This window comes from Micromonospora xinjiangensis (assembly GCF_056150165.1).
The window spans coordinates 61,453-74,027 of sequence record NZ_JAXCFO010000001.1; the positions used below are offsets into that span (position 1 = coordinate 61,453).

General features: G+C 75.8%; 10 protein-coding genes. 4 read left to right on the forward strand and 6 right to left on the reverse strand.

What is annotated here, in order from left to right; translation table 11 throughout:
- Positions 1–26 precede the first annotated feature (26 nt).
- Positions 27–800 (forward strand): hypothetical protein, encoded by a 774-nt coding sequence (locus tag SM573_RS00325; RefSeq protein WP_474615136.1) that lies wholly within the window; start codon positions 27–29, stop codon positions 798–800.
- A 113-nt stretch (positions 801–913) separates the two neighbouring features.
- On the opposite strand, the gene SM573_RS00330 is transcribed toward SM573_RS00325, so the two are convergent.
- Positions 914–2,098 (reverse strand): FUSC family protein, encoded by a 1,185-nt coding sequence (locus tag SM573_RS00330; RefSeq protein ID WP_474615137.1) that lies wholly within the window; start codon positions 2,096–2,098, stop codon positions 914–916.
- Between the two features lie 112 nt (positions 2,099–2,210).
- Here SM573_RS00330 and SM573_RS00335 point away from each other — a divergent pair, with 112 nt between their 5' ends.
- From SM573_RS00335 to SM573_RS00345, 3 genes are all read left to right on the forward strand, one after another.
- The gene (locus tag SM573_RS00335; RefSeq protein ID WP_474615138.1) at positions 2,211–5,372 is read left to right on the forward strand and encodes an AfsR/SARP family transcriptional regulator; all 3,162 of its coding nucleotides are present in this window, start codon (positions 2,211–2,213) and stop codon (positions 5,370–5,372) included.
- Positions 5,373–5,439: 67 nt separating this feature from the next.
- Positions 5,440–6,417, forward strand: coding sequence for an ATP-binding cassette domain-containing protein (locus SM573_RS00340; protein ID WP_474615139.1), 978 nt, complete (start codon positions 5,440–5,442; stop codon positions 6,415–6,417).
- A 104-nt stretch (positions 6,418–6,521) separates the two neighbouring features.
- Complete coding sequence (locus tag SM573_RS00345; protein ID WP_474612467.1) at positions 6,522–7,277, forward strand: ABC transporter permease; 756 nt, start codon at positions 6,522–6,524, stop codon at positions 7,275–7,277.
- Between the two features lie 55 nt (positions 7,278–7,332).
- On the opposite strand, the gene SM573_RS00350 is transcribed toward SM573_RS00345, so the two are convergent.
- The 5 genes from SM573_RS00350 to SM573_RS00370 all read right to left on the reverse strand — a co-directional run bounded on the left by SM573_RS00350 (position 7,333) and on the right by SM573_RS00370 (position 12,532).
- The gene (locus SM573_RS00350) at positions 7,333–7,968 is read right to left on the reverse strand and encodes a TetR/AcrR family transcriptional regulator (RefSeq protein ID WP_474615140.1); all 636 of its coding nucleotides are present in this window, start codon (positions 7,966–7,968) and stop codon (positions 7,333–7,335) included.
- A gap of 69 nt (positions 7,969–8,037) precedes the next feature.
- Positions 8,038–10,434: a PEP/pyruvate-binding domain-containing protein gene (locus tag SM573_RS00355; RefSeq protein WP_474615141.1), complete on the reverse strand. Its 2,397-nt coding sequence runs from the start codon at positions 10,432–10,434 to the stop codon at positions 8,038–8,040.
- 112 nt (positions 10,435–10,546) lie between these two features.
- Positions 10,547–11,338, reverse strand: coding sequence for an FkbM family methyltransferase (locus tag SM573_RS00360; RefSeq protein ID WP_474615142.1), 792 nt, complete (start codon positions 11,336–11,338; stop codon positions 10,547–10,549).
- A gap of 53 nt (positions 11,339–11,391) precedes the next feature.
- The gene (locus SM573_RS00365; RefSeq protein WP_474615143.1) at positions 11,392–11,715 is read right to left on the reverse strand and encodes a nuclear transport factor 2 family protein; all 324 of its coding nucleotides are present in this window, start codon (positions 11,713–11,715) and stop codon (positions 11,392–11,394) included.
- Between the two features lie 25 nt (positions 11,716–11,740).
- Positions 11,741–12,532: an SDR family oxidoreductase gene (locus SM573_RS00370; protein ID WP_474615144.1), complete on the reverse strand. Its 792-nt coding sequence runs from the start codon at positions 12,530–12,532 to the stop codon at positions 11,741–11,743.
- Between the last annotated feature and the right edge of the window lie 43 nt (positions 12,533–12,575).

The window sequence follows — 12,575 nt, forward strand, 5'->3', positions numbered from 1 at the left end:
GCGTGCCCGCGACCAGAGGAGGCCGGGTGACGACCGAGGCGGATCACGCGCGTCGGGCGGCGACGCCGCCGACCGCACGACGGTGGGCGGCGCCGGTGCACGCCGCCGGAGCGGGACGGGGGTTGGACTACTACGTGGTCCTGGACCGGCCCGGCGGGCCCTGGGCGCGCGCCGGGGCGATCGTCGTCGAGGAGTTCGTCCGGGCCGCCGACTGGACGACGGCCGGCCTGCGCAGCGCGGGGTGGACGCCGTCGGCGGCGCGGTGGTGGAGTTCCGCGGCGTACAGCCGGGCGATGCGCGCCGATCCCGAGCTGCGTGCCCGCGTGGCCCCCGTCCGCCGCAGCGACGCCGCGACCCTCTACCGGCAGCTCGGCGGCGGGTCGTTGCCGGACGAGCCGGCGCTGCGCGCCGCCTTCCACGACGACCAGGCGTTTCCGACGGCGGCACCGCTGCGGCTCGGCCCGGTCGACGCCCCGCGGGGGTGCCACGAGCGGCGGGTCTACCGGGTGCTGTTCGCGGGAGAGCTGCCCGCACACCGGGTGGCGGAGCTGGCCGCCCGGTGGCGGCCGACGGGCACGGAACCCTCCTCCGGCGCGCTTCCCGCGGGTGGACGGCGCGTCGGCGACGACCGGTTCGCGTGGACGGTACGCCCCGTCGGCCGGGATCTCGCCTGGTCCCTCGACCTCACCGTGCTGCTGGCCGGTGACGACGACGCCACCGTCGGGCCGCTGCTGCACGAGCTGACCTCGATCGTGCGGCTGTGCGGGCTCGTGCCGCTGATGACCGAACGGTTCTCCTGACCGGGCCCCGGCGGGGCCCGGCGACCGCGAGCGCCGCGGCGCCGACCAGGTCCGCGACGACGGCCGGGCCGCCGCGGACCGGTCCGGCGTGGGCCGTGCGGTGACGGCCGGGGTCAGCCGGCCCGCAGCGGGCCGAACGCGTGCCGCACCATGTCGTTGGCGTCCTCCTGCTCGATCCCGGTGGCCACGAGCAGGTCGCTGGTGGTGGTGCGGACCTGGGCGACCACGACCGCCCCGGAGAACCCGACGCCGGCCCGGTAGGCGTGCCCCGCGTGGCACACGGCCCGCAGCGCCGCCTCCCGCGCGTCGTCGGGATCCTCCGCGGTGGCGAACTCCCGGCGGAGCGCCCGGGTCGCCTCGCTCAACACGGAGACCGCCACCGGCAGGTGCTCGGGGATCGGCTCGCCGTCCTCGATCAGGGTCATCGCCCGGCGGATCAGCGTCCCGCTGTTGCGCATGGCCCGGTCGATCGGTTCGGCCGCCCTCGCGTAGCTGCCCACCGGTCCGCGTCGGCTCCCCCAGCGCACCGGCGAGAGGGTGCTCGCCTCCCGCGCGGCCTGCGTCGCCTCGGTGAACGCCCCCACCTCCTGCTTGTTGTTGCGCAACCGGTCGCGGGCCTCGCGGGCGGCGGTGGCGTCACGCCGGTCCAGAGCGCCGGCGGTGGCGTCGAGTTGGTCGGCGAGCAGGGTGAGCGCCGGCGCGGCCGCCCGGTTGATCACCCGGAGCGGGTTGAGCGGCAACAACACCGCCGTCACCACCAGCGACACCGCGCCGCCGACGAGCGCGGCGATGCAGCGGGGAAACTCAAGGTTCTCCACGGCCGGGCTCAGCGTGCCGATGAGCACCGCCGTCGCCGCGGCCTGCACCATGAGGGCCGGACTGCCGCCGAGCACCACCGACGCCACGATCGCCAGCACCACGATCAGGCCGAGCTGCCACGCACCGGTCCCGAGGAGCCAGATCAACAGGTCACCGATGAGCACCCCCACGGCGACCCCGATGATCAGCTCGACGGTGCGGCGTACCCGCTGGCCCAGCGAGGCGGCCAGGGCGATCACGGCCGAGATCGGCGCGAAGACCGGTTGCGGGATGTGCAGCAGGCCGTGGGCCAGCCACCAGGAGAGGGCCGCCGCGAGCCCGGCCTGCACGGCGAGCCCGGCGCCGGCGCCCAGCCGCCGCAGCCGGTCCCGCAACGAGCCGGTCAGCCGCTCGCGCAGGCGCGCGAGGCGGGCCCGTGCCGCCTCGTACGCGCCGGCGCGAGCCTCGCTGCCGTCCGTCCGCGCGCCAGCATCGACCACGGCCGCATCTACCCTGTGCCGGCCGGACCAATCGTCGCCGCCGCGGTGGCGCTCGTCGACCGGGCGGCCCGGTGACCACCGGCCCCGGCACGCCTGCGCGACAATGTGCGCCGTGCGGTTCGGCATCCTCGGCGCGACGGAGGTCCGGTCGGCCGGCGGTCGCCCGCTCGCCGTCGGCGGGCCACGGCTGCGCGCGCTGTTGGCGCTGCTGCTGCTCGACGCCGGGCGGGTCGTGTCGCGGGAGCGCCTGATCGACGGCCTCTACGGCGCCGACCCGCCGGCCGGCGTGGCCAACGCCCTCCAGTCACAGGTGTCCCGCCTGCGCCAGGCGCTGTCGGCCGAGCCGGGCGACCCGGTCGAGTTCCACCCGGCGGGCTACCGGCTCGCGGTCGATCCGGACGACGTCGACGCGCACCGCTTCGCCCGGTTGGCGGACGCCGGGCGCGCCGCGCTCGGGGCCGGTGACCACCGCCGCGCGGCCCGGCTGCTCCGGGAGGCGCTCGGGCTGTGGCGCGGGGAGCCGTTGGCGGACCTCGCCGACGCGCCGTTCGCCCCGGTCCAGGCGGCCCGGCTGCGGGAGCAGCGGCTCACCGCGATCGAGGACCGGATCGAGGCGGAGCTGGCGGGTGGGGGCACCGAGCCGCTCCGGCCGCTCCTGACCGAGCTGCGGGACCTGGTCACCGCCCATCCCCTGCGCGAGCGCCTGCACGGCCAGCTGATGCGCGCGCTGCACGCCGACGGCCGCCGGGCCGAGGCGCTCGCCGTCTTCGCCGAGCTGCGCCGCGTGCTCGCCGAGGAGCTGGGCACGGACCCGTCCGCCGAGCTGGTGGCGCTGCACACGGCACTGCTGCGCCAGGAGCCCGAGGCCCCTCCGGCCACGCCCCGCCGCCCCCCGTTGCCCAGCCAGCTGACCAGCTTCGTCGGCCGGGAGGAGGAGCTGGGTCGCCTGGCCGAGCTGCTGGGCGAGGCCCGGCTGGTCACCCTGCACGGCCCGGGCGGCGCCGGAAAGACCCGGCTGGCGCTGGAGACCGCCGAGCGGTACGACGGCGAGGTCCGCCTCGTCGAGCTGGCCGCGCTCCCAGCCGGGGCGGACGTGGCCCCGGCGGTGCTGGCCGCGCTCGACCTGCGCGACACCGCGCTGCGCGTACCGGACGGTCCCCGGGACGTCACCGAACGGGTGGTGGCGGCGCTCGCCGACCGGCGGCTGCTGCTGGTGCTGGACAACTGCGAGCACGTCGTCGACGACGCGGCCCGGTTCACGGCCCGGCTGCTCGGCGCCGTCCCGACCGTCCGGGTGTTGGCCACCAGCCGGGAGCCGCTCGGGCTGACCGGCGAGGCGCTCTGCCCGGTGCTCGGCCTCCCGGTGCCCCCCGAGACCAGCGCCCCCGAGCAGGCCGGCCGGTACGCCGCCGTGCGACTCTTCGCCGAACGCGCGGCGGACGTCGCGCCGGGCTTCACGGTGGACACCGGCACCGCTCCGGCGGTGCTGCGGATCTGCCGTACCCTCGACGGCCTGCCGCTCGCCATCGAGCTGGCCGCGGCGCGCCTGCGGGCGCTGCCCGTCGCGGAGGTCGCGAGCCGGCTGGACGACCGGTTCCGGCTGCTGAACCGGGGCAGTCGGGGCGCCCCACCCCGCCACCAGACGCTGCGTGCCGTGGTGCGGTGGAGCTGGGACCTGCTCGACGAGCCGGAGCGGCGGCTCGCCCGCCGGCTGAGCGTCTTCGCCGGCAGCGCCGACCTGACGGCCGTCGAGCGGATCTGCGCGCCACTGGGCGCGGACGTGCTGGACGTGCTGACCAGCCTGGTGGAGAAGTCGCTCGTCGAGGCGGCCGACGGCCGCTTCCGGATGCTGGAGACGGTGCGCGCGTTCGCCGCCGAGCGGCTCGCCGAGGCGGACGAGGCCGACCGGCTCCGCCGCGCGCACGCGGCGTACTTCCTCGACCTGGCCCGGGCCGGCGACGCGGGGCTGCGGGGCCCCGCCCAGCTGGACTGGCTGCGCCGGCTGGACGCCGACCGGGACGACCTGCACGCCGCCCTGCGCTGGTGCACGGCCGACGGCGACACCCCGACGGCGTTGCGGCTGGCCGCCTCCCTGTCGTTCTACTGGTGGCTGCGCGGCCTGCGCGCCGAGGGGGCCGCGCTCGCCGGCCGGCTCGTCGACCGGCTCGACGGTCCGCCGCCGGGGCTCGCCGAGGAGTACGCGGTCTGCCTGCTGGTCACCGCGATCACCGGCGCCCGGGGGGCGCGGGCGCCGGACGTGGGCGCGGCCGGCGCCCTCCTCTGGGATCTCGGCCGGCCGCCGGAGTACCCGTTTCTGTTCTACCTCTCCGCCGCCGCCGTCGGCCCGCCGGCCCGCGACCGGCTCAGTGAGCAGCACATGCTGGACAACCGCGACGTGCTGCTCGGCGCCGACCCGTGGAGCCAGGCGCTCGGGCCGGTCGGCCTCGGCACCATGGCTCTGCTCGACGGGCGGTACGACGCCGCCCGCGCCGAGCTGTCCGTGGCCGTCGCCGGGTTCCGCGCCCTCGGTGAGCGCTGGGGCATGATCCTGGCGCTCAGCGCGCTCGTCGAGGTGGCCTACCGGCTCGGCGACGCGGCGGCCGCCGACGCGTCGATGTCGGAGGCCCTCCGACTGGCGCAGGAACTCGGGTCGGCGCTCGACACGGCCGAGCTGCTGCGCGCCTGTGCGGACGGCCGGCTGGGGGCCGGCGACCTGGCCGGCGCCGAGATCGACTACCGACGGGTGACGGAGGTCGCCCAGCCGGCGGGCGCGCCCGAACTGGTCGCGGCGGGCCACGTCGGCCTCGGCGAGATCGCCCGCCGCCGCGGTGACCTGGTCACCGCGCGGCGGCACTGCGAGCGGGCGGTCGCGCAGTGCCCGAGCGGCTGGTTCGGCGCCGACATGGTGCGCCTGTCGGCGCTGGTCACCCTGGCCCAGCTGGACGAGACGGCGGGCGATCCGGCGACGGCGCGCACCCGCTACCGCACGGTGCTGGAGGCGACGGCGGGGAAGTGGGACATGCCGACGCTCGCCGCGGCGGTGCAGGGGTTCGTCGGGCCGGTGCTCCGCCGGGGCGAGGGGGAACGGGCGGCGCTGCTCCTCGGGGCCGTCGCCGCGGTGCTGCGGGACACCGGCGCCGAGGCCGCGGTGCAGGCCGCTCCCGTGACCGCCGCGGCCCGCTCCGGCATCGGCGCCGAGCGCTTCGACCGGCAGTTCGCAAGGGGCGCGGCGCTGGACCGGGACGGGGCGCTGGCACTGCTCGACGTGCCCTGACGAGCTGACCGGGGAGCGGTCAGCGCGCGGTGCGCGCCCGGTCAGCACCGCCCGCGACGCTGCCGGTATGACAGACGAGACATCCACCGTCGTGGCGACGGGCCTGCGCAAGAGGTACGGCCGGACGGCCGCCCTCGACGGATTCGACCTGACCGTGCCCGGCGGCACGGTCTGCGGGCTGCTCGGCCCGAACGGCGCCGGCAAGACCACCGCCGTGCGGATCCTGGCCACGCTGCTCCGCTTCGACGCCGGCCACGCCCGGGTCGCCGGGTACGACGTGGCGCGGCACCCGGAGCGGGTGCGGGCCGTGATCGGCCTGACCGGCCAGTACGCCGCGGTCGACGAGACGCTCAGCGGCCGGCAGAACCTCGTGCTCTTCGGCCGGCTGCGGCACCTGCCGGCGCGGGTGGCCCGGCGTCGGGCCGACGAGCTGCTCGACCAGTTCGGGCTGGCCGACGCCGCGAGCCGCTCGGCCGGCACCTACTCGGGTGGGATGCGCCGCCGGCTCGACCTGGCCGCCAGCCTCATCACCACGCCCCGGGTGCTCTTCCTCGACGAGCCGACCACCGGGCTGGACCCACGCAGCCGCAACGCGCTGTGGGACGCCGTCCGCTCGCTGGTCGCCGACGGCACCACGGTGCTGCTCACCACGCAGTACCTGGAGGAGGCCGACCAGCTGGCGGACCGGATCTCGGTGATGGACGCCGGCCGGGTGGTGGCCGAGGGCACGTCGGCCGAGCTGAAGGCCCGTATCGGCGCGGACCGGATCGAATTGGTGGTCCACGACGGCGCGCAGTTGCCGGTGGCGGCCGGCGTCGTCGAACGGATCACCGGCGGGCCGGTGGTCGTCGACCGGGAGATCCGGCGGCTCAGCGCCCCCGTCGAGGACCGGATCACCGCGCTCGCCGAGACTCTCCGGGCGTTGCGGGACGCCGCGGTCGCGGTGGAGGACGTCGTCCTGCGCCGCCCCACCCTGGACGAGGCGTTCCTGCACATCACCGGGCACCGCGCCGGCGGCACCGAGCGGACGGAGGTGGCCGCGTGACCACGACGGTGACGACGCGTTCGGCGACGCGGGCGCGTCCCGCGCCGGCTCCGCCCTCCGGACCGCTGGCCCGGCTGGGCTGGGCGGTCGCCGACGGCTGGGTGATGACCGGGCGGAACATGCGGCACGTGATCCGGTCGCCCGAGGAGATCGTGCTCTACTTCAGCCTGCCGATCATGTTCGTGCTGGTCTTCGGCTACGTGTTCGGCAGCGGCATGGCGGTGCCCGGCGAGGGCAGCTACCGGGAGTTCCTGCTGCCCGGCGTGTTCGTGATGACCATGCTCTACGGCCTCGGCGCGACGGCGTCGCAGATCGCCTACGACGCCAGCCGGGGCGTGGTGGACCGGTTCCGCTCGTTGCCGATGGCCCGGTCGGCGCTGCTGACCGGGCGGGCCGGGGCGGACCTGCTGCGGGCCCTGCTGGAGCTGGCCGTCCTGGTGGTGTGCGGCCTGCTCGTGGGCTGGCGGTGGCGCCACGGGACGGGTGACGCGCTCGCCGCGGTCGGCCTGATCCTGCTGTTGCGGATGGCGATCACCTGGGTGGGCATCCTGCTCGGCCTGCTCGTGCCGAACCCGGACACGGTGGGGGTGATCGTGTTCCCGTTCGCCTTCCCGCTCACCGCGCTGTCGAACGTGTTCGTCGCCCCGGAGCTGCTGCCGGACTGGCTCGGCGCGATCGCGGCGTGGAACCCGCTCTCCGCGACGGTGGCGGCCGCCCGTGAACTCTTCGGCAACCCGGGCATCGGCGGGGAGTCGTGGGCGGCGCAGCACGCCCTGCTGTTGGCGGTCGGCTGGCCGGCGCTGCTGATCGTGCTGGCGGCCCCGCTCGCGGTGCGCCGCTACCAGCGGTTAAGCCGCTGAGCCGACGTCGTGGCTCCGCGTGCGCCGGGCGACCGGCGGACGCGGGGTCGCCGGGTCATCCGACCGCGTCGTCGCCGCCGGGTCGTCCGATCCCCGCGAGGTCGCCGGGCTCACCGGCGTCGGCCGCCGCGAAGACGAGGTCGAGCTGGACGTCGAGCGCGGCCAGCGCCTGCTCGGCGGTGTAGTGACCGCCGAGCAGGTAGACGCCCAGGCCCTCCATGAGCGCGAGCAGGCCGGCCGCCCGCTGCGCCGAGGACGGGCCGGGGATGAGGTCGGCCAGGAAGGACACCAGCTGCCGGGTGTCCTCGCGCAGACCGGCGGCGGCGTCGGGCCGTACGGCGGTGTAGGCGAGGAACGCCAGCGCGACCCGGCTGTCGGCGCGGGACTCGTCGGTGAGCGGCAGCAGCGTGGCGATCATCGTGCGCAGCAGCAGCCGGGCCGGCGGGTCCTCGCCGAGCCGGGCGAGCGCCTCGGTCACCCGGACCTGGTTGCGTTCCCGCACGACGGCCATGGCGAACGCCATCATCTCGTCCTTCGTGCGGAAGTAGTGCTGGACCATGCCCGACGAGACGCCGGCCTCGGCCGCGACGTGCCGCAGGCTGACCGCCTCCAGGCCCTGCCGGGCGGCCACCCGCATCAGCGCGTCGGCGATGAGCGTGCGCCGCTCGTGCCGGTCGACCTTCTTCGGCATGGGCCCCATGCTGTCACGTCGTGGTCGGGTCGTTGATCGTCGCCGCTCGCCTGCGGCCGGCGTTTCGGCTCACCCCAGCGTCACCGTGCCGGCCGCGGCGTCCACCGTCACGATGTCGCCGGTGCGGATCAGCCGGGTGGCGCCGGGCACGGAGATGACGGCGGGGATGCCGTACTCCCTCGCGACCGTCGGCCCGTGGGCCATGACGGCACCGGTCTCGGTGACCAGCCCGGCGGCGGTCAGGAACAGCGGCGTCCATCCGGGGTCGGTGGTGGGCGCCACCAGGATCTCGCCGGGCTCCAGGTGGGCGGTAGCGGGGTCGTGGACCACCCGGGCCGGCCCGGTGGCCACCCCGGCCGCCGCGCCGACCCCGCGCAGCGCCCCGGCGGTGGGGGCGGGCGACGGCAGGACGGCCTCCAGGTCGGTGCCGTCGGAGAGCAGGCCCACCGGCACGCTCCGGCGACGCAGCTCCCGCTCGTAGACCGCGCGCCGGTCGGCGACGGTCGCGCGCTGGTCGGTGTGCTCGTGCACGGCCGCCGCGGCCTCGTCGAGGGTCAGGAACATGATGTCGTCGGCCCGGGCCAGCAGGCCGTGCTCCGCCAGTTCGGCGCCGACGAGCAGCAGTTGGCGGCGCATCTCGCGCAGCCGGTACAGGCCGGCGAACTTGCCGGACTCCCGCAGGCCGGCGAGCGCCCGTGCCCGGCGCAGCAGGAAGGCCGCGACGCGCCCGCGGACCGGCCGGCGGCGCCGGGCCCGGGCCACGAGGACGTCGAGGGTGGCCTCGGCGGTCGCGGCGGCGCGCGCGAAGCGCCGGTCGGGCGCCTGCTCCGGGTCGGTGACCCGCAGGTAGTTGGCGATCATGGCGAAGACCGGGGCCGGGTCCTCGTCCCAGCGTGGCATCCCGAGGTCCACCTCGGCGACGGCGCGGTGTCCGTACCGGTCGAGGAACGCGTCGAGCCCGATGTCGGGCAGTGCGCCGCGCCGGTACCGGTCGGCCAGCTCGTGCGGCGGTGTGGTGAGCAGGAGGTCGCGGTGGGCGCGGGCCCCGTCGGTGAGCCGCCACAGCGCGAGATCCATCTCGATCGTCACGTTGTGCGGCATCCCGCCGAGGACGGTGTCGATCTCCTCGCGGGTGACCACGCCCTTCAGCAGGTGGCCGGGCAGGGTGGCCGCCAGCATGCCGGCGACGATCGGCCAGACGATCTCGTCCACGCTCGGCGACGCGTCCTGCTCCCGCACGAACCGGAGCCGGTCGGCCGCCGTACGCAGCTCGGCCGGGGCGGCCGCGTCCTCCGCGAACCGCTCGATCTCGCGGAACAGCCGGGCCCGGGCCGCCTCCGGCCGGGCCAGCGCCCGGGTCACCCCGGAGAGCGCCCGGATGGCGGTACGCGGGGACGGTCCACCGCCCTTGCGCGTCGCGCCACCCGGGCGGGGCGCGAAGCGGGGATCGGCGAGCACGTGCGCCATGACGGCCTGCGCGCGGGGGCCGAAGTCCACCGCCATGAGCTTGACCAGCCGCTTGCGGGCGATCCGGTCGCGGGCGAGATCGGACAGGTCGCCGTAGAGCCGGCCACCGATGTCGGTGATCTCGACGCGCAGCCCGAAGCCCGCCAGCATCGCCGCCACCACGGACTTCAGACTGTCCATGCCCATCGGCGTGGCCGGACGGAGCATGCCCTGGACGTGACCGAACTCGAGGTAGACCCGGGGTTCGGGGCCGTCGGGCGCCGGCGGGAGGGGAAACAGGGTGGTGATCGGCCGCGACTGGAGCAGCCAGAGGTAGCCGTCGCGGTCGTACGCCCACTCGACGTCCTGCGGGCCGCCGAGGTGACGCTGGAGCCGCTCGCCGACCCGGCGCAGTTCGTCGAGCCGGGCGGCGTCGAGCAGGCCGTGGTCGGGGTGCGGCGACCCGTCGAGCACGTACCGGTCGACGTCGGCGGTGCCGTCCACCACGGCGGTGCCGGGACCGGCGGCGGCCTCGACGACCATCTCGGTCCGCCGGCCGGTGACCGGGTTCGCCGTGAACAGCACACCCGCGATCTCGGCGTCGACCATCCGCTGCACCACGACGGCCATCCGCGCCGTCCGGTGGTCGATGCCGTGCGCCTCCCGGTAGGCGACGGCCCGCTCGTGGTGCAGGGAGTCGCGGCACTTCCCGATCGCGCTCAGCAGCTCGGCGACGCCCTCGACGTTGAGGAAGGTGTCCTGGATCCCGGCGAAGCTGGCGTCTGGGAGGTCCTCGGCGGTGGCGCTGGAGCGGACCGCGACGGACCCGCCACCGAGCCGCCGGTACGCCGCCTCGATCTCGGCCTCCGGGAGCACGGCCGACTCCTCCACCTCGGTCGTGACGCAGAAGCCCTCCGGCACCCGCTCACCGAGCCGGATCAGCTCGGCCAGGCCGGCGGCCTTGCCCCCGACCAGGTCGATCATCCCGCCGCTGGACTCGGACAACGACGCCACACGCATCGGAGGCACCTCTTTTACAATGCGACTGCAACGCAAACCACGGTACGCGTTTGACAATGCGAGTGCAATGCGAAGAGATCGCGAACGCGCGGCCGCCCGAGGGGCAGCGCGATCAGCGGGGTCGCCGCGGGAAGGCCCGGGACAGGCCGTACACGTCGCCGGAGTTGACCGCGTGGGGCAGCCCACGCAGGTGCGCGGCCATCCGGGGCGCGGACATCCACTGCGGGAAGGCCAGCGCCATGGTGTCGCCCAGGGCCAGGTTGAAGGCGTGGAAGCCGAGCGCGGTGAGACGGCGGAGGCAGCGCTGGGCCACCTCCCGCCCGATAGTGGTGAACTCGAACGAGAGCGCCGGCAGCGGGCCGCTCAGCCCGGCGAGCACCTCGTCCTCGAAACCCTCCACGTCGATCTTCACGAAGGCCGGCGCGCCGTGGTCGGCGATCAGCCCGTCGAGGGTCACCGCCGGGACGTCGATCCGCGCGTCCCACCGCTCCCCCTCCCACCCGGCCGCACCGTCCGCGGCGCGGATGAAGTCGGGCGAGGCGGTGGAGATGGTGGGGTTGGCGGAGTTGACGTTGAACGTCATCCGCCCGGCGTCCGCGGCGCAGACCGCCTCGACGACGGTCACCTCGCCGTCCGCGCCGTAGATCCCGCGCAGCGCCCGGGTGCAGGTCGGCTGCGGCTCCACCGCGAGCACGCGGGCGCCGAGCCGGCGGAAGCTGCCGACCCGGTCACCCACGTGGGCGCCGATGTCGAAGACGAGGTCCCCCGGCCGGACGAAGCGCGCGTAGAAGGCGTCCATGGCCGCGTCGCGGGCCGGGTCGCCGTAGTAGACCTCGAGGGAACGGCGCAGCGAGACGGTGGCGGGGTCCGCCTTCAATGCCTCGACAGCGCCGGTTCGGTCCACTGCTTGGAATCTAGCCCCGGCAGGCCCGAGAGGTGCTCACTTTCCGTGGGTGATCAGGGGGCGATCCGCAGGCGGCGGATCACGTCGTCGTCGTACTCCTCGAAGCGGAACCGCAGGCCCGCGAAGGGGCTGCCGGGGAAGTCACCGGTGATGGTCGCGGTGACGACGGTGCCCTCCGGCGTGTCCCGGACGTCCGTGATCTCGTACGAGACCAGTGGCACCTCGCCTCGCCACCGGCGGATCTCATCGATGCCCCGGTAGGTCCTCCCCTCGTCCTCCACCACCGCGTCGTCGGCGAAGAGGGTGAGGTAGGCGTCGCGGTCCGGCTGGCCGGCCAGCGCGAAGTACCGACCGATGATCTCGGGTGCGGTGTTCATCTGGGGCTCCTCTCAGGAATGCGGGTCAGACCGTCGGGACGGTGCCGCCGTCGATGACGTGCTCGGCGCCGACGATCGCGGAGGCGCGGTCCGACACGAGGAAGCCGACCAGGTCGGCCACCTCGGCGGGGTGGGCGGGACGGCCCAACGGGATGCCGCCGAGGCTGTCCATCAACCGCCCGAGGGCGGTGTCGCGGTCGACCTCCGAGGCGGCGGCGAGCCGGTCGACGAGCGCGTCGGCCGCCGAGGTCTGGATGAACCCGGGCGCCACGCTGTTCACCCGGACGCCGTACGGGGCGAGTTCGTTGGCGAGCCCCTTGCTGTACGTGGTGAGGGCCGCCTTGGCGGCCGCGTACGCGAGCGTGGCGTGATGCAGCGGCTTGCGGCGCTGGATCGAGGAGACGTGCACGATCGCGCCCCGCCGCCGCTCGATCATGGCGGGAACCAGGCGGCGGTCGATCCGGACGGCCCCGAGCAGGTTCAGGTTCAGCTCGTCCAGCCAGGTGGCCTCGTCCAGAGCGGCGAACCCCCCGCCGGGGGCGTGCGAGCCGCCCACCACGTGGACGAGGACGTCGGCGCCGCCGACGGCCGACAGCCGGTCGCCGACGGCGTCCGCCCCGCCGACCGTCGAGGTGTCCGCCGCGACGAAGCGGTCGGGGTGGGGGTGGTCCGCCGGCTGGTTGCGGGCGGTGACCCAGACCTCCGCGCCGGCCGCGCGCAACCGCTCGGCGATCGCCGCGCCGGCGCCCTTGGTCCCACCGGTGACCAGGGCCCGCCGGCCGGCCAGGGAGTCCCGGTCGGGCAGGGTCGAGGCCATGAACGGTCTCCTCTCGCTGCGCAGCACGAGACAGACGCGCGCT

What these genes read in the sequence shown, in the direction of transcription:
- SM573_RS00345 (WP_474612467.1), top strand. Translation starts at nt 6,522, where the DNA reads ATGACCGGGCGGAACATGCGGCACGTGATCCGGTCGCCCGAGGAGATC.
- SM573_RS00350 (WP_474615140.1), bottom strand. Translation starts at nt 7,968, where the DNA reads ATGCCGAAGAAGGTCGACCGGCACGAGCGGCGCACGCTCATCGCCGAC.
- SM573_RS00370 (WP_474615144.1), bottom strand. Translation starts at nt 12,532, where the DNA reads ATGGCCTCGACCCTGCCCGACCGGGACTCCCTGGCCGGCCGGCGGGCC.
- SM573_RS00365 (WP_474615143.1), bottom strand. Translation starts at nt 11,715, where the DNA reads ATGAACACCGCACCCGAGATCATCGGTCGGTACTTCGCGCTGGCCGGC.
- SM573_RS00355 (WP_474615141.1), bottom strand. Translation starts at nt 10,434, where the DNA reads ATGCGTGTGGCGTCGTTGTCCGAGTCCAGCGGCGGGATGATCGACCTG.
- SM573_RS00340 (WP_474615139.1), top strand. Translation starts at nt 5,440, where the DNA reads ATGACAGACGAGACATCCACCGTCGTGGCGACGGGCCTGCGCAAGAGG.